This window comes from Cryptosporangium japonicum, assembly GCF_039524755.1.
Lineage (GTDB): Bacteria > Actinomycetota > Actinomycetes > Mycobacteriales > Cryptosporangiaceae > Cryptosporangium > Cryptosporangium japonicum.
In genome coordinates this window covers 285,392-301,353 of the sequence record NZ_BAAAGX010000023.1, presented here as the reverse complement: position 1 = coordinate 301,353, position 15,962 = coordinate 285,392, and the positions used below count along the sequence as shown (strand labels likewise).

The 15,962-nt window shown below is 66.8% G+C and carries 18 protein-coding genes, 1 tRNA gene and 1 pseudogene; 7 read left to right on the top strand and 13 right to left on the bottom strand.

Going from position 1 to position 15,962, the window contains the following annotated elements:
• The first annotated feature begins 91 nt into the window (after positions 1-91).
• Together ABD437_RS29280 and ABD437_RS29275 are read left to right on the top strand one after the other, a co-directional pair.
• Entirely contained in the window at positions 92-334 is a 243-nt protein-coding gene (locus ABD437_RS29280) for a hypothetical protein (RefSeq protein WP_344652151.1), read from the top strand.
• Positions 335-471: 137 nt separating this feature from the next.
• On the top strand, positions 472-708 hold the full coding sequence (locus ABD437_RS29275; protein ID WP_344652150.1) for a hypothetical protein: 237 nt from the start codon (positions 472-474) through the stop codon (positions 706-708).
• A 590-nt stretch (positions 709-1,298) separates the two neighbouring features.
• On the opposite strand, the gene ABD437_RS29270 is transcribed toward ABD437_RS29275, so the two are convergent.
• From ABD437_RS29270 to ABD437_RS29265, 3 genes and pseudogenes are all read right to left on the bottom strand, one after another.
• Positions 1,299-2,084, bottom strand: coding sequence for a 3'-5' exonuclease (locus ABD437_RS29270; RefSeq protein WP_344652149.1), 786 nt, complete (start codon positions 2,082-2,084; stop codon positions 1,299-1,301).
• A 171-nt stretch (positions 2,085-2,255) separates the two neighbouring features.
• Positions 2,256-3,047, bottom strand: a pseudogene (locus ABD437_RS43110) (UvrD-helicase domain-containing protein); the annotation flags it as partial.
• Complete coding sequence (locus ABD437_RS29265) at positions 3,044-4,762, bottom strand: ATP-dependent nuclease (protein ID WP_344652148.1); 1,719 nt, start codon at positions 4,760-4,762, stop codon at positions 3,044-3,046. The pseudogene ABD437_RS43110 and the gene ABD437_RS29265, both read right to left, overlap by 4 nt.
• 692 nt (positions 4,763-5,454) lie before the next feature.
• Here ABD437_RS29265 and ABD437_RS29260 point away from each other — a divergent pair.
• Both ABD437_RS29260 and ABD437_RS29255 read left to right on the top strand, forming a co-directional pair.
• A complete protein-coding gene (locus ABD437_RS29260; protein ID WP_344652147.1) occupies positions 5,455-5,958 on the top strand; it encodes a SigE family RNA polymerase sigma factor in 504 nt (167 codons plus the stop codon).
• 33 nt (positions 5,959-5,991) lie between these two features.
• Complete coding sequence (locus ABD437_RS29255; RefSeq protein WP_344652146.1) at positions 5,992-6,531, top strand: hypothetical protein; 540 nt, start codon at positions 5,992-5,994, stop codon at positions 6,529-6,531.
• Here ABD437_RS29255 and ABD437_RS29250 read toward each other — a convergent pair.
• Positions 6,466-7,677, bottom strand: coding sequence for an MFS transporter (locus tag ABD437_RS29250; RefSeq protein ID WP_344652145.1), 1,212 nt, complete (start codon positions 7,675-7,677; stop codon positions 6,466-6,468). The two genes, ABD437_RS29255 and ABD437_RS29250, sit on opposite strands and share 66 nt — an antisense overlap.
• A 38-nt stretch (positions 7,678-7,715) precedes the next feature.
• Between ABD437_RS29250 and ABD437_RS29245 the strand changes: the two genes are divergently transcribed.
• A complete protein-coding gene (locus ABD437_RS29245) occupies positions 7,716-8,324 on the top strand; it encodes a CGNR zinc finger domain-containing protein (RefSeq protein ID WP_344652144.1) in 609 nt (202 codons plus the stop codon).
• A gap of 7 nt (positions 8,325-8,331) precedes the next feature.
• On the opposite strand, the gene ABD437_RS29240 is transcribed toward ABD437_RS29245, so the two are convergent.
• Positions 8,332-8,964 (bottom strand): LysE family translocator, encoded by a 633-nt coding sequence (locus ABD437_RS29240; RefSeq protein ID WP_344652143.1) that lies wholly within the window; start codon positions 8,962-8,964, stop codon positions 8,332-8,334.
• A gap of 105 nt (positions 8,965-9,069) precedes the next feature.
• Here ABD437_RS29240 and ABD437_RS29235 point away from each other — a divergent pair.
• Positions 9,070-9,142, top strand: a tRNA-Arg gene (locus ABD437_RS29235).
• 80 nt (positions 9,143-9,222) lie between these two features.
• Here the strand turns inward: ABD437_RS29235 and ABD437_RS29230 are convergent.
• The 6 genes from ABD437_RS29230 to ABD437_RS29205 form a co-directional block, all read right to left on the bottom strand.
• Complete coding sequence (locus ABD437_RS29230; protein WP_344652142.1) at positions 9,223-10,113, bottom strand: NmrA/HSCARG family protein; 891 nt, start codon at positions 10,111-10,113, stop codon at positions 9,223-9,225.
• 50 nt (positions 10,114-10,163) lie between these two features.
• A complete protein-coding gene (locus ABD437_RS29225) occupies positions 10,164-11,000 on the bottom strand; it encodes a sigma-70 family RNA polymerase sigma factor (protein ID WP_344652141.1) in 837 nt (278 codons plus the stop codon).
• Positions 10,987-11,739 carry an alpha/beta hydrolase gene (locus ABD437_RS29220; protein ID WP_344652140.1) on the bottom strand — a complete coding sequence of 251 codons (753 nt, stop codon included), beginning with the start codon at positions 11,737-11,739 and terminating at the stop codon, positions 10,987-10,989. The genes ABD437_RS29225 and ABD437_RS29220 overlap by 14 nt, the downstream gene beginning before the upstream one ends.
• Positions 11,740-11,779: 40 nt before the next feature.
• Positions 11,780-11,974: a hypothetical protein gene (locus ABD437_RS29215; protein ID WP_344652139.1), complete on the bottom strand. Its 195-nt coding sequence runs from the start codon at positions 11,972-11,974 to the stop codon at positions 11,780-11,782.
• Positions 11,975-12,060: 86 nt separating this feature from the next.
• Positions 12,061-12,732: a G/U mismatch-specific DNA glycosylase gene (gene mug / locus ABD437_RS29210; RefSeq protein ID WP_425558275.1), complete on the bottom strand. Its 672-nt coding sequence runs from the start codon at positions 12,730-12,732 to the stop codon at positions 12,061-12,063.
• Positions 12,729-13,586 carry an NAD(P)-dependent oxidoreductase gene (locus ABD437_RS29205; protein WP_344652138.1) on the bottom strand — a complete coding sequence of 286 codons (858 nt, stop codon included), beginning with the start codon at positions 13,584-13,586 and terminating at the stop codon, positions 12,729-12,731. The genes mug and ABD437_RS29205 overlap by 4 nt, the downstream gene beginning before the upstream one ends.
• Before the next feature lie 162 nt (positions 13,587-13,748).
• On the opposite strand from ABD437_RS29205, the gene ABD437_RS29200 reads away from it, so the two are divergent.
• On the top strand, positions 13,749-14,156 hold the full coding sequence (locus ABD437_RS29200) for a RidA family protein (RefSeq protein ID WP_344652137.1): 408 nt from the start codon (positions 13,749-13,751) through the stop codon (positions 14,154-14,156).
• Here ABD437_RS29200 and ABD437_RS29195 read toward each other — a convergent pair.
• Together ABD437_RS29195 and ABD437_RS29190 are read right to left on the bottom strand one after the other, a co-directional pair.
• A complete protein-coding gene (locus ABD437_RS29195) occupies positions 14,153-14,536 on the bottom strand; it encodes a winged helix-turn-helix transcriptional regulator (protein ID WP_344652136.1) in 384 nt (127 codons plus the stop codon). The two genes, ABD437_RS29200 and ABD437_RS29195, sit on opposite strands and share 4 nt — an antisense overlap.
• A 2-nt stretch (positions 14,537-14,538) precedes the next feature.
• On the bottom strand, positions 14,539-15,783 hold the full coding sequence (locus ABD437_RS29190) for a hypothetical protein (RefSeq protein ID WP_425558274.1): 1,245 nt from the start codon (positions 15,781-15,783) through the stop codon (positions 14,539-14,541).
• Between the last annotated feature and the right edge of the window lie 179 nt (positions 15,784-15,962).

The window sequence follows — 15,962 nt, the reverse complement described above, 5'->3', positions numbered from 1 at the left end:
CGAACGTCCCGAAACGAGGTTCAGCCGTACCGAGCCCCTGGAGTCCACTCAAGTCGCATCGCGACCGAGGAGTCCCAGGGAGGCACCAGCGATGAACCAGCCCATCGTCAGCGCCGACGCGCAGCGACCGGTGATCAGCCCACGGGCGGCGGCTGACGCCGTGGCAGGCCGACGCGCCGGCAGCGCGCTGGCCGAGATCCTCACGCGGCACAGTCGGCATCCCACGATCGACGAGCCGACCTGCACGGCGTGCGGAGTGCCCTACCCGTGTGACGAGCGGCGCGCTATCGAGTCGGCGCTGAGCGCTGACGTCGATGCCGGTCAGCGTCCGTGATGCCTGCCGATGCGAAAGAGTCTGTGCTCGTCCCAGTGCAGCGCTCACCCCTCGCCGAGTCCCAACCTGCTCCCCATAGTGGGATTCGCGCCACGGCCCGGAAGGTCACGACGGCACAGCGGCTCGCCGCGGTCGCCGTGCTTGAGCGTCACGAGCCGCGCCTGAGCGTGATGCAGCGCATCGCGGTCGTCGATGCCGCCGCGTACTGGGTCGAGAGCGCCGGGGGAGACGAGTTGGCATGGGCGCTCTTGGAGGCGTCATGCCGATCGTCCGCCGCTGCCGGCCGGACCTACAGCGCGCTACTGACCGCGGTCGGCAGCGCCCGTGAGGCCGACGCGTTGAGCGACCGCACCCGAGCCCCCGGCGGCGCCTGAAGCCGTTACGGCGTCGCCGAGAGACACGTCGGAGCGGGACCAGCCCATCCCGGCAGCGCTGGTTCCGCTCCGGCCTCCAACACCCTCGGACAATCGCAGAAGCTTGGAGAACCAATGATGCACGGCTGCCGTGTCCATATTCCGGACACGAATCCGGAACTGACAGACCCACTCCTCGCCCCGACTGCGGCTGACGTCGTCGCACTCGTCATCCAGCACCTGCAAGTCGCCGGACGCCAGGTCAGCCTGAGCGCTGAGTCGATGGATGCTGCATCGGCTCACGCGGAACTGATGCTTGCCGTGCTGGGAGTACCGGCGACATGACCAGCGAAAATAGCGTGTCGGTTCCTCCACGTTGGCACCGTGCCCTCACGTTCGAAGACGTCGAGACAGCACACGGCATCGTCGACCTGCACGGCCCTACAGGGGTCGATCCAGATCGTCCTATCTGCGCAAGCGCAACGCACTTGGTAGTCCCACCCCGCTGGCCGTGCGAGCAGCACCGCTGGGCATGGTGGGTACTCGACTCGGAGCGGAGAGGCATGATCTCAGCACCATACGTCGGTTGACCGCCGCAAATCGCGGCGCAATTACAGCACGCCGATCTGCTTCAAGTATCGACTCGGCCCGCTATTAAAGCGCCGCCCATATTGATTAACCCTGAAGCCCGAAAAATAGAGGTCTACGGAGTATCGTGCTCGGGTCAGGCATACGTAGAACTTTCGCCTATCTTCGGCAAGTGCGGCAGGACGTGTAGATGAGAAATGAGGCATGGCACCTTCATCCACGCCCACCACGAGTACGGAGTCAAACTCCAACCCCTTACCTGAAGTCATCGTGGCGATCTGCACACAACTCATACCGCGGGCGCGACCTGCCAAATCCGAAACACGAAATTTCGGTCCCTTGGCCTTAATCCATGAATTCATTAGCGCGAGCGCCGCCGACTCATCCGCTTTCCCATTAGCTTTGAGGATGAACACTAAATCATCAACGAGTAGGTCCGACATGAATTGAGATGCGGGTGCAATCCCGCTCTCTTCATATTCCAAAAGAGCAGAAACAGCCTCGACCGAGGCGCTCGCGGTTCCTCGTTTGCCGATCAGGTCGCGCCATCGGTGCATCAGATCGCCTAACCGAATACCGCTTAACTCGCGCCCTGCGGTGGCCCAAGCGGCCATCTCCTCAATCAGACTCGTGGTGCTCGTGCGTTCGTACTCCCCTGACCTCACATAAGCGGGGATGCCGCGCACGCGAAACTCGGTCGCGACTTGCAAACACTCCTCATTAGTACCACAGAGAACTACGACCTCGTGAAATTCGGTTCCAGCAGCCTTAAGTTCACCAACTCGTTTGGCGACGGCAGCGACTTGCATGTCGAAACCTCCGGGCATGTAATGAGCCTCAATGTGCCCTCCCGGCCGGTTGCCAAATATCTGTCGTTCCTCTTCAAAAAGAAGCCTGGACGAGCGAAGGATTGCGTCTGAGCATCGGTAATTGATGCTGAGTTCAACCCTCGCGACGTCTGAGCGACTCGCAAGCTCATCTAGCAGTTCGGGTCGCGCGCCTGCGAACCCGAGGATCGCTTGGTCTGGATCGCCAACAGCAAAAAGAGTTGGCCCGGATTCACCAAAACAGATTCGCCTTACTAACCTGTCTAGTCCAGGTGGCAGGTCTTGGTATTCGTCTACGTAAACGCGAGAGTAACGAGTGCGTAGACATGTCCGTACGGCGTCCTCATTCTCCACTAGGTCGACGGCTTCGGCGACTATAGCGTCGAAATCGAAATATCCTAGCGACTCCAGCTTGGAATCATAGAGAGATGACGTTTCTCGGACGCTGACACTCACCCTAGACCAAGATTCCTCGTCAAAGCATCGCCTTCTGGCCTGCTCAACCGTCGACCTAATGAACCGAGTGTCTGAGCCTCCGTAAACTTCCTCGATCGCGGCGCCCAAGGCGCACCTTCTGACCGAGGTAGGAGCTACCGTGAGTTTCGCCAACTGCTTCCGTCCTGCAGCCGCGGCGAACGGAGCGATAATCTTGCGAAGAGCGAATCCGTGTACCGTTCCTATGAATAACGTGGGTCGACCAATGGCGGAGAGGGCCGAAATCCGACGGCGTAGTTCATCTACTGCTGCCACGGTTAGTGTTATGCATGCCGCGCCGAAGGGATCCGGAATTCGGGTTTCGAGGTCATAAGCAACACGGGTTGCCAATAACTTTGTCTTCCCGCTGCCCGGAGGTGCAAGAACGACGCAATTTCGTTCTTCTCGGAATGCTTCCCATTGGCCGGCATTCTGCCGGAGATCGCGGATCGAGTCTCCAAGAGCAGTCATTTGCTCGTCGCAGAGAGAAGGGCATTCTTTATGTAAGGAGGAGCAACGAGATGGCGGCTAGCTAGACGCTGAGCGACGCGCCCCTTCCCGCCGACCAGCTTAACGAAATCCAAGAGCATCTCGCTTGGGGCGCCGGCGTTGATCCATGCCTCGATCTGGGTGCGCTGTGCCTCGGTTCTGCTTAGGTCGTTTAATACTTGGCAGAAGGCATCACGGTTCGTATCGGCCACATTGAAGAGATCAATTTCGAAGGTTGACTCTCCTACGAAGATTCCGTGGTCCTCGAGCGGGCCCGTCTCAGGTTCGATCAGGCGCCTACCCCTGCGATGACCACGGCTCACACCTTTGTCGTCGGTCTCGTCGGCATCAGTCAAGACGATCCAGGGAAGGTGGAGTGCTTGGCAGAATTTTACATAGGAAAGAAAATGCGTCCCATGTACGCTGCACACGGACACGCCCAGCTTATCCAGCTCGATTCCCATAGAGGATGCAATACTTGGAATGAGAACCTGCTCGGCGTACCCCTCAACGAGGATCACTCGCCTAGCGAAGACAATTTCTGCACGTGTCGCGTCTAGATACCTTGATATATCGTTCCATTCCGCTTCCGACAACTCGGCGTCTCTCGCCACGCTAGCACTCGTGCTAGTAGCGGTGCTTCGTAGTATGACCAGGTTTCGTGGATCCGCGACGCTCGCGATGTAAGGAGACTGGGTAGTCACCAGCATAGTTCGAGAATGAATCCCTGTGTGGAGCAATTCTTTAAATATCAAGCGTTGCAGATGAGGATGAAGGTGCGCCTCGGGCTCATCCACCGCGACAACGACGTGGGCTGCGGCGGCCTCTGCGAGCCGTGCGTCTAGCCCTAGTTGGAGCAGGGAAAGATACAGAACATTTAGACTTCCGAGACTCGCGCTTCCGAGACTGCGTTGGGCCTCTCCATCAATAAAGATTCGCATGCTTCGGATTAGCCTCATCGGGTCAGGCGGCGCTACGCCTAACTCCGTGGCGATTGCTTGATTAGTGCCGACCATCTGCTGCGTTCGCGAGGAGATTTGGTTACTCAGTTCTTGCACTGAAGGCAGAGCATTCAACATGGTATTTGCTTGTTCCATGGCAGCTCGAACCTCGTCGAGTGATCCTCCTGAGCTGGCTGCTTCCGCTGCTGCTTGAAGCAGCGCGCGAAGCGGAGAGCGGCGCCAATTGCGAATGTCGCTCTCGACATCGCGCAGAGCGTGAAGGAATGTCATATATATCTGCTGACGAAGTTCTTGTGGTATCCGGGACTCTTGGCTCTCGCCGCCGAAAATGCGCCATCGGTATACGTTTCGTCCGTCCGATGCTACCTCGGATGGTGCCCACAGGTAGGTCATCCTTGCACGCAAAGGCTTAGTCATAAGTAGGGCATCCGCAAGGGCGTTAACAACGTTTGGCTCGTCGTCGAAATCGGCAAGATCGACCGATACCTGGATGATCTCCCCAGCCGAGATTGGATTCCAGGTGGACGATCCATCGGAAAGCCCATCCCAAAAGTCCTCGGGGCGTAGCTCGCGTTCACTATTTGGAAGAGTGGGATCAAGGACTAGTCGAAGGGCGCGTAGCAAATTGCTTTTCCCTGCGCGGTTCTCGCCCACAATTACTGTTCCTGGCCCGAGCGAGATATCGATATCGGCTAGGTTCCGGTAATTCTGAACTCTGATTCGGTCTACACGCATCGACACATCGTAACCGAGTTGTGTCGATTCTGTGACCTCCAAAACGGCCTGATCCGTCCACAGGCGACAGTCCAGTCGAGGCGCATATCGTCCTTAAAGGTGTGGTCTGCAATAGTTCGTAGACCTCTGCTATGTATCGATTATCCTTGAGACTCAACGGCAATGCCGTGATGTTCGCCCGATTTGCTGAGTACGCTAATTCATGGGGTCATTGCGTGACGTCCGGGTCGCAACTGTGCCCAGCAGTTGCGCTAACTCTGTGTGCGACGCGGCAGCCATCAACTGGTGCCGAGGCTCCCGCTGCGCGCTACTGGTCTCAGTTCGGGTCTCGGTTCGTACACGTCCGAAGGGGTCCGCCGGCGTCCGCCGTCCCAGTTCAAGGACGTCCACGGACCCCAGCGGACCCCACGCTCCGCACTGCTAATGCGGTTTGGGGGTTATTCCCCATCGAGGGTTCAAATCCCTCAGCCTCCGCTCCCAACCAGCCCGTATACGCCCCGGCGTATGCGGGCTGTTTTGCGTCTGCGGGCAACCGGGGAAACGCGGAGCCCTACCGCTCGGAGCGTCGGCGTGCGCCATCCCTGCCTGGTCGAGCCGCCGGTGGACCACGAGTCCCGCGCGCGACGCGAAAGATCGTGACAACCGGCCCGCGGTCGGCGGAGTTGAGTGGGTGTGACGACAGGGAGCATCCGATGATCACCCGCGGCTATCAGCGTGAGTTCGAAGAGTTCGTGCGTACCTCGTCGGACCGGCTGGTGCGTACGGCCTACCTGCTGTGCGGCGACCGCGGCCACGCGGAGGACATGACGCAGACCGCGTTGTTGCGTACCGCGCGGCGTTGGCGGGCGGCGCGGAAGAGCCCGGAGGCTTATGCGCGGCGCGTGGTGATGAACCTCGTGAAGGACCGGTGGCGGGCGTTGTCCCGGCGGCCGGCGGAGGTCGGGCTGGAACCTGACCTGCCGGTTCCGGCCGGTGGTTCGACCGATCCGGACGAGCGGCTGCTGCGCGCGGTCCGGCGGCTCCCCGAACGGCAGCGGGCGGTTCTGGTGCTCCGATTCTTCAACGATCTGTCGGTTGCCGACACGGCGGCGGCTCTGGGCTGCAGCACCGGCACCGTGAAGTCCCAGACCGCCCGCGCGCTCGACCGCCTGCGCACCGAACTGGCGCCGAACACCGAGCCGGCCCCGCGCCCCTGAGCCCGCAAGACCTACTTACGAAGGAGAAACCCGATGCTGACCGACGACGATTTGAGCCGTCGCCTCGAAACCGCTTTCAGCAATGCCACCTCCGGCCTGACCTACACCGGAACCGTCCCCGAAGCCCGACGCACACCCTCCGCCGGATGGCTCGCCCTCCCGGTGGTCGCGGCCGTCGGCGTCGGTCTGTCGGCGCTGACCACGCACCCGGCGCCGAACCCGCCGTCCACGTCCCAGCCGATGTCCGATGCTCCCGTCGCCCATCCGGCTCCGATGGTCACGGACACGGTCACGCTCGCGGGCCTCACGCTGACCTACCGCCACCCGGCCGGCGAGCCCGATCCGCTCCGATCGTCGCCGGACCCGGGCCCGGTACCCGAGGACGCCCGGCCCATCACCGCGCCCGACGGCGTGCGTGCCTGGGTGGGAACCGACCCGAAATCCGGTGACGCGGCGCTCTGGGTCGAAGCGCCGACGCGCAACGAGGGGCGGCTGTTCGCGCTCTACTCATCGGTCTGGACGCAGGACCAGCTGGCGGAGCTCTTCCACTCCGGCTCCACGCCGAACCGATGAACGCCTGACCGACGACAGCGCCGGCTCGGCCAGGAGCAGTCCCAGCGCGCCGAGCGTCAGCAGCGTTCCGATCAGCGCCGTACTCCGCACCCCCACGAGCGGCAGGAACACCCCACCGAGCAGCGCGCCGGCGGTGATGCCGAGGTTGAACGCGGTCGCCGTCCCCGCCGACGCCAACACCGACGCCCCCGGCGCCACCTGTAGAACACGCACTCCGAGCGCGGACGCCCACCCCGACAGCGCCAGCCCGCCGAGCGCGACGGCGACGACGGCCACGCTCGTGACGTCGCCGGAAACGTAGTGCAACGCGAGGGAGACCGCCTGCAGAACCACCATCACCAGCATTGTCGGCCAGATTCCGCGGTCGACGACCAGCCCAACGATCACGACACCGATCACGCCGGCGAGGCCGCGGACGAACAGCAGCGGACCGATCGTCTCGGGGGCGAAGCCGTTGACGCCGGTCAGGTACTCGGTGATGTAGGTGAACGCGACGAACGACCCGGTCACCACCAGCGTGGTCGCGCCGATGATCACCCAGAAGCGGCCGGCGTCGGGTTCGGTGCCGCGCGCCGCGGAGGTGGCCGACGCGGGGGAGAGCGGCAGGAGCAACGCCACCAGAACCAGCAACAGCAGGCTGAGGACGCTCACCGCGAGGAACGCGCTCGACCAGCCGGCCTGCTGACCCAGCCAGGCACCGATCGGGACGCCGAGCACCGCGGCGAGTGAGCTACCGCCGGACAGGGCCGAGATCGCGCGTCCGCGGAAGCGTTCGGAGAACAGGGCGGCGGCGGTCGGCGTGACGATCGACCAGAACAGCGCCTGGCTCAGTGCGGTGAGCAGGCGGGCCCCGAGCAGCACCCAGTACGCCGTGGCCAGCGCGGACACCAGCGTCGTGACCACGAGCAGCCCGAGCAGCACGACGAGCACCTGTTTCGGGGGCCATCGCCGGGTCAGCGCCGCGAGCGGCAGGGACGTCGTGACCACCACGAGCCCGTACGCCGTCACCAGCATCCCCACCGCCGACGGCGACACCTGGAGGTCCCGGGAGATCAGCGGCATCAGCCCGATAGGCATGGACTCCACCGTCACGTACATGAACGTCGAGAAGGACAGTGCGATGAGTGCGCCGATTGCCTTCGTCATGCTTCCGGTGTAACACGTTTCAGTGGTAGCGTAAAGACATGATTCGAATCGTGGGCGGGCACGTCGCGCTCGACCTCGTCAACACCGTCGAGCCTCGGGTGCCCGGCGCGAGCGACTTCCGTGAGCACCTGAACACCCCGGAGGAGCTGCTCGCCTGGGGTGTGCGTGTCGGGTTGCTCGAGGAGTCGGAGGCGGAGCGGGTCGATGCGGCCTGGGGTGCGTCGTCGGCGGCCGGCTCGCAGGCACTACATGCTTCCCACGAAATACGAGAGGCGACGTACGACGTCTTACTTGCCGTTCTGGGCACGTATTCCGACGCTTCGCCGCAGCTCGACGCGCTCGGCGTACGGTGGTCGGCGGCGACGGCCCGGTCGGCGTTGGTGCTCCGGCCGGGCGAGCCCGTGCACCTCGACGTCGGCACGAACTCGGCCACGCTGGTGCAGGACCGGCTCGTCACCGCCGCGGTCGAGCTGTTGCGCACGGTGGATCCCGCGCATCTGCGTGCGTGCCCGCTCGACCAGGGCGGATGTGGATGGCTCTTCCTCGATCGCAGCAAGAACGGTTCGCGCCGCTGGTGCGCGATGGAGGACTGCGGGGTGCGAGCGAAGTCCCGACGTCTGACGGCCCGCCGCAGAGCTACCACCTAAACCGGTTTTACTCTTTGGTCCCGGTCAGGGCGAGCGTCGCGCCGAGACCGATCATCATGACGCCGCCGGCCGCACCGAGGCGGCTGATGCGCTCCTTGGAGCGGGCGAACCACTGGCGGGCGGTCGCGGCGGCCACCGCCCACAGGGTGTCGTTCAGGCAGCCGATCGCCACCACCGTCAGCCCCAGCACCGCGATCTGCAATGGCACGCTGCCGGCCGCGTGATCGGTGAACTGGGGCAGCACCGCGGCGAAGAGCACGATCGACTTCGGGTTGGTCACCCCGACCAGGAAGCCCTGCCAAATAAGCCGCCCGGTGGGCTGCGGCGCGATCGGGTCGGCCGTGGTGACGTCGTTGCGGTGCCGGATCGCTTGGACGCCCAGGTAGACGAGGTAGCCGGCACCGGCGAGCTTGAGCAGCTGGAACAGCAGCACGGACTCGGCGACGACGGCCCCGACACCGAGCGACACCGCCGCGATCTGCGGCAGCATGCCCAACGTGTTTCCGAGCACACTCATCAGCCCGCCGCGACGGCCCAGCGAGAGCGACCGACCGACCACGAACAGGACGCTCGGACCAGGGATGACGATGATGATCAGCGCCGTGACGGCGAAGGCTGCCAAGTGCGACGTCGGGATCATCCGGCCACGGTAGGACAGGAGCGCCGTTCCCCTCTAGCGAGTTAACGGCAGGGGGCTGTCGGCAGCACTCTCGAGGCTGCGCTATGCTTTCGACCCGTACGGCCAGCGCTCGTAGCTCAACGGATAGAGCACTTGACTACGGATCAAGAGGTTGGGGGTTCGAGTCCCTCCGAGCGCGCGTCTGGTTGAGACAGGTCAAAGGCCCCGCTGCTGTTAGCGCGGGGCCTTTGTTCTGTCCAGCGGGCGTCGGCTGGAGGGTCAGGAAACGGCCGGGGCCGTGGGTGGGGTCCAGTTGGTGGCTTGGATCCATTCGGCCAGGCTCAGGGTGGCCGGCTCGATCGCGCGTATCGCCGTGAGGTCTGACGGGTTTTGGGCCAGCTCCGCGAACTGGCGGAACATCGCCTGGTCGAACTCGTTGGGGAGCACGGTCAGCGGTAGGGCCTCGTACCGTGACGGGAGCCCGGCCCGCGCGCCGAAGGCCGCGGCGATCTCCGGGCCCGTCAGCTCGTCACCCACGAGTTCGATCACTCCGTCGGGCGCCTCGGCGGTGCCGAGCAGGAGCGCGGCGGCGACCCGGCCGATGTCCCGGATGGAGACCATCTTCAGGGCGACGTCGGCCGGCAGCGGGAGCCTCAGCACGATCTCCCCGTGCTCGCGGCTCGGGGCCATCACGCTCGCGAAGTTCTCCATGAAGGCCGTCGGGCGGATCATCGAGGCGGTTGAGCCGGACTTCCGCAGGTGCTCCTCGATCCGGTGCTTCGAGTCGTGGTGCGGCACCCCCGACTCCCGGTCCGCTCCGAAAACCGAGTTGAACACGACGTGCGGGACGCGCGCCTCGGCCGCCGCGTCGACGAGCGCGGTACCGATGCGGATCTCCGCCTCGATCTCTTCGAGGGTGTTCGCCTCCGGGGTCATGAAATAGAACCCTTGAACCGTCGTCAGCGCGGTGACCAGCGACGCCGGGTCGTCGGCCCGGATGGCCACCAGTTCGACGCCGCGGGCGGCCAGCGCCTGGGCCTGATCGGATCGCGGGTTGCGGACCAGAGCACGCACTTGCGCCCCGTGGTCCAGCAGCGCGTCGACCACCGCTCCGCCTTGATGCCCCGTCGCGCCGAAGACGGCGATCGTGCCAGTGCTCATCGTGGCCACCCTTCACTAGTTCATGGCGTGAACGAAATTAGTTCACGCCATGAACATCGTCAAGGAAAGCGCGTCACCAGCGACGGGTCGCCGAACACGGTGATCCTGGCTATGCCGTCGAGGCGGCAATCCAGCACCGCCACCCCGAGCGGCTCGCCGAACCGGAAGGCGCGTGCGGCCGGCTGGTTGTTGGCGATCGTCGGCTCCATCCGCCAGTCGCCCGGCTCGCCCACCGCGTCGGCCAGCACCGGGAGGCACTCCTGGAGGCCGTTGAACCAGGGGCGACCAGGCAGCACCTCCAGCACGAGATCCTCGCGGAGTACCGCCGTGAGGCCGGCCAGATCAGCGGACCGGAACGCGTTCAGGTACGCGTCCAGTTGGCGGCGGGCCTGGGGGCTTCGTGGTTCCACGACGTCGTCGCGGACCGGTGCCTCGCGGGCCAGGCGTGCTCGCGCCCGCTGCAGTGAGCTCTTCACCGCCGCGGTTGTCAGCCCGAGCATCTCGGCGACGTCCGGGGCGGAGAACGCGAGCACGTCGCGGAGCAGCAGCACCGCGCGTTGGCCGGGGGGCAGGGTCTGCAGGCCGGCGATGAACGCCAGGCGCATGTCGTCGGAGGACGGCTGGATCCAGCTCGCGTCCGGCTCGTCGGCGTCCAGGCCGGACGGGAGGGCTCGGCGGCGGCGGCCGTCCAGGGCGGACAGCGCGACGTTCGTGGCGATCCGGTGCAGCCAGGTGCGCGCCGACGCTCGGTGCTCGAACGCCTCCCACCCGCGCCAGGCACGCAGGTAGGTCTCCTGAACGGCGTCCTCGGCCTCGTCCCAGGAACCCAGCATGCGGTAGCAGTGCGCGATGAGCTCACGTCGGAACTCGCCGGTGGCTGCCTCAAAGTCGCTCACGGAGCCACTTTCCCGCCCGGGCGATCGCGTCGTCGGCGACCGGCGAATTACCCACGGCCATCTGGAACGTGTGCAGCTGACCGGGGAACTCGTCGAGCTCGACCTCCGGCGAGGAACGCGCCAGGAGCCGGGCGTCGTCGAGCAGGGCCTCGTCGCCGCCGACCTGCACGTACGTCGGTGGGAGGCGGCTGACGTCGAGCGGCTCCGGGGAGGCTCCGGCCAGGTAGGCCGACGCCAGCCCGCGGCACAGCTCGCGGGTGAAGAACGGGTCGGTCGAGGTGTCGTAGCTCGCGCCGGTGGTCGCCAGGTCGACCCACGGGGAGAACAGCACCATCGCGGCGGGAGCGGGCCCGCGCTGGGCCAGTCCGAGCGCCAGCGTGGCGCCGCACGAGTCGCCCACCAGCGCGACCCGGCGCCCCGCCAGCCGCGAGTACACCGCGTTCACCTGGTCGAGCTGCGCGGGATACACGTGCGACGGCACCAGCCCGTACTCCACCACCACCGTGGAGATGCCGGCCGCGAGCGCGAGGTGGCCGAACATCCGCCGGTGGGTGGCGATCGAGCCGCTGACGAAACCGCCGCCGTGGATGGCGAGCAGCACCCGGTCGTCGTCGGCGCCCTCCGGGCGCAGCCACAGTTCCTCGCGGAGCCCGGAAGGCTCGGTGGACAACGACTCCCACGGTCGGCTCGCGTCGCCGGTCGCACGTTCCTGCCACAGCTGCCGGTTCAAGTCAGTCATGCCGGGTCAGACCCCCGCACGACCGCGAAAGGAATCGGCCTCAGGCCATCAGGCGATCAATGAGCCGGGCCGGCTCGTAGACGCGGCGGCCCTGCTTGTCGCGCGCGCCGGTGCGTCGGTACGGCGTCTCGCCGGACGCCGTCTGGATGGGCAACAGCTCCGGGGCCTCGTCCACCGGCAGGTCCACGACCCGCTCCCGGACGGGGCCGCCCCGGAGCACGACAGAAATCGGCATCTCCGAAACCCTCCACGAACCAAGGGGACGAGGAGAACGTACAGGTCGGTGAACGGGCTTAACGGAAGCGGGGTGCCAACACGGAACTAACGTTCAGCGGCTACTTTCAGCTGCCCGAATTCGGCCGCCAGCGCGGGTAGGTCGTAGTGCGCGTTGAGGCCGCTCGGATTCGGCAGGACCCAGACCTGTGTCGGCGCGAACAGCGGATCGTCCGGCTGCGGACCGATCCGGGCGTCCTTGCGGCTGAACGCGGCCCGGTACGCGGTCACCCCGACCACCGCCAGCCACCTCGGGCGCCACTTCGCCACGGTCGCGACGAGACGTTCACCGCCCGCCAGCAGCTCCGCGGGAGAGAGTTCGTCGGCTCGTGCCGTCGCCCGGTTGACGAAGTTCGTGACGCCGAGGCCGAGTGCGAGCAGCGCGTCGGACTCCGAGGGGTCCAGTTGCCTCGGTGTGAACCCGGAGCGGTGCAGCGCCGGCCAGAACCGGTTCCCCGGCCGGGCGAAGTGGTGGCCGCTCCAGCCCGACCAGAGGCTCGGGTTGATGCCGCAGAAGAGCACCCGCAGGTCCGGCCCGACGGTGTCCGGGATCGGCTGCCCGTAGGCGGCCTGCAGGTCGGCCTTGGTGGGTCGTCGGGGGCGGCCGTTCGCGCTTCCGGCTCCTTCCGGCCGCGCGCTGCTCTCCGGACGGGTGCCGGCCGCCGAGCGGGGCGTCGGCCGGCGGTCGTCGCTGCGGCCGCCGGGACGGGCGACGCTCACTTGTCGCGATAGGTCAAGTAGGCCGCGGCCATGTCGAGATCGGCGTGGCCGGCGTCGACCGCGGCCTCGAACCGACCGGCGACGGCGCGCGCGACCGGCAGCTCCAGGCCGTTCTCCGCGGCGGCCTCGACGATCAGCCGGGTGTCCTTGGCCGCGCCCTCCACCGTGAACGACGGGGCGAAGTTGTCGGCGAGCATGGCCCCGCCCTTGAGGTGGAGGTACGGCATGTCGACGGCGCCGCCCTCCACCGCACGGAAGAACAGCGACGGGTCGAGCCCCAGCGTGCCCGCCAGCGACAGCACCTCCGCGGTGCCGGCCGTCGCGATCGTCACCCAGAGGTTCGCGACCAGCTTGAGCCGCGAACCCTGCCCGGCCTCGCCCACCCACAGCGTGCGTGAGCCGATCGCGTCGAACACCGGAGCGCACCGCTCGTGCGCGTCGTCCGGACCGGACGCCAGGACGACGAGCGTGCCGTCCTCGGCGGGCTTGCGGGTGCCGAGCACCGGAGCGTCCACGTAGACCAGGCCCCGTTCGGCGGCCAGTTCGGCCAGCCGGGCGGCACCGTCGACGCCGACGGTCGCCGACTGGATCCAGATCGTGCCCGGCGCCGGCGCGGCCGCGGAGATCGCGTCGACCACCGAGTCCAGGTCGAACTGCATCGTCACGACGACGTCGGCTCCGTCCGCGGCGGCGGCCGCGGTGTCGGTGACCACCGCGCCGACCTCGGCGAGCGGCTCCGCTTTGGCCCTGGTGCGGTTCCAGACCCGCAGCGGCAGGCCCGCGGCAGCGATGTTCCTGGCCATTCCGGCACCCATCACTCCGGTGCCGAGCAACGCGACAGTGGTTTGTCCCATGCCCCAAACCTAGGCCTTGCCCCGGAGATCCGCGCTCGGCCGCGTCCCCGGCCCCCACGGGCACCTCCTGGTGACCGAGTTTCCCAAAAGTGCGTTCTTCCGGTCACCGCCACCCCTCCTTACGGTCGTGGTGATCAGGAAAATCGAGCAAGGAGAGTCACCGTGGCCGTCGCCCTCGTCAACCCGACCGGGCTACCCGAGATCCCGATCTACCACCAGGTGTCGGTGGCGACCGGCTCGAAGCTGATCCACGTCGCCGGTCAGGTTGCCTGGGACGCCGACGGGGCCAACGTCGGTATCGGAGACCTGGCCGCGCAGGTCGAGCAGTGCTACCTCAACGTCGGCACGGCTCTGGCCGGCGTCGGCGCCACCTTCGACGACGTGGTGAAGCTGACCATGCACGTGGTCGACTGGCACCCGGACCGGATGCCGCAGGTGCTCGACGGCATCGCCCGCGCGGCGGCGACCCTGGGCGTCACGCCGGCCGCTCCGGCGTCGCTGTTCGGCATCGTGGCGCTCGACGTGCCCGAGCATCTGGTCGAACTGGAGGCCACAGCGGTACTCGACTAGCGGGTCGAGCTCCGCCGGGACCGCTCGATGTGACTCAGGTACTGCTGGGTCCATCCGCACATGCCGTCCACCACGACGCGCAGCGCGTGTCCCGCCTCGGTCAGGTCGTAGTCGACCCGGGGCGGGACGGTGGGGTGCACAGTGCGTTCGAGCAGGCCGTTGTGCTCGAGCATCCGGAGGTTCTGCGTGAGCACCTTGTGGCTGATGCCACCGATCGCGTTCCGGAGTTCGGTGAAGCGCATCGTCCGCTGACCGAGGAACTCGATGATCAGCAGCGCCCATTTGTTGGCGATGTCGGAGAACACTTCGCGGGCGAGCGAGTCGGCGCGGGCCAGGTCGGCCTCCGGCGGCAGGGCGCTGATCTCGTCGCGGGTTCCCACCGCTAGGCCGACATCAGCGTGAAGGCACCGGCGGCGCAGGCGCGGAGGACGGCGCGGGTGGCGTCGACGTCCAGCGGGCGGTCCGGGTCGGACACCATCAGCGACACCGTGAAGGTGCGCCCGTCCTGCGTCCGGGCCAGGAAGTTCTCGGTGACGACGCCCGGCTCGACGCCGCCCTTGCTCCAGCCGACCGGCCAGCGACCGGCGTCCAGCGCGAGCGACGCCGTGCCCTGCTGGCCCAGCACCGCGCCGAGCACGGGCTGTTCCTCCGCCTGCGCGAGCAGCCCCGCGAACGCCCTGGTGACGTCGGCCGGCGAGGCGAACCACTCGACCGAGTCGGTGAAGCGCGGCTCGTCCGGCCACTCCGTGGGGCGGGGCAGGTGCGCGACGACGTCACGCAGGTACTCCAGGCGCGCCCGGGGCCCGTCGGTCGCCAGGTACTCCGCGCTCACGTGCGGGTGCGTCTTGAGCTGCGTGGCCTCGCGCGTGGTGAGGAACGGCAGGTTCGCGCCGATCTGGGCGTGCTGGAACCGCACGTGCTGCGCCTCCACCGCGCCGCGGCCGAGCCGCCCGACGAGGTGGTCGATCGCCGACGCGTCGCCGGAGAAGATCGCGTCGTCGGCGTACCGGCGCAGTGAGTGCATCGTGCCGTCGGGCAGCCGGCCGGTGGGGGAGCGCAGATCGGTCTTCCAGGCGTCACGCACCGCGAGCGGCTCGTCCCAGCGCATCCGGCCCTGCGCCACGGCGTGCGCGAGCGCACCGATGACGTAGAGCACGGCCGCGGCCCCGATCGGGCGCGCGACGGACGGCTCGACGCCGTGGATCGGCCGCACCCGACCGGTGCGGTCGATCTCGGCCGCGAGCAGCGAGGTGCGCGGAGCCAGCCGGCCGACCTGCTCGGAGAGCTCGACCCAGGACCCGGGGACGGGCGTGAAGCGGAGCGAGTGGATGCGCCCGGCGGCGTCTGTGCGCAGGATCACGTGGTGGCGGTCGCCGACGGCGTCGCGGACGACGGCGAACGCCCGCCGCTCGGCCTCGCGCGGCTGGGCCCGGAACGATTCGACGTGCAGGCCGGCCGGCAGCGGGAGCGACGGCAGCGAGGTGTGCGAGCGGAGTTCGGCGTCGGTGATCGGCAGCCGGGCCGAGACCTCACCGAGCCACTGCAGCTGGCGACCGACCGGCGTGGAGGGCAGCAACGGCGAGGGACGGTAGGTCGCAGCCTGGCTGTGGCTGTTCACGATCGGCAACGGACGCCCTCCTCTCTCCGATCGGCAGAACCTCGCAGCGCTCCGATTTACTCCACGATCTCCCGTCTCGCTCGTCCCGGCATCGGGGGTCACCCTGAGATCCGCCTCTTGGTAGAGAAACGCATCCAAACGGGTTAGCGGTTCCAGAGTCCCCTACGCGACTTAGAGGGGCCTGTGAA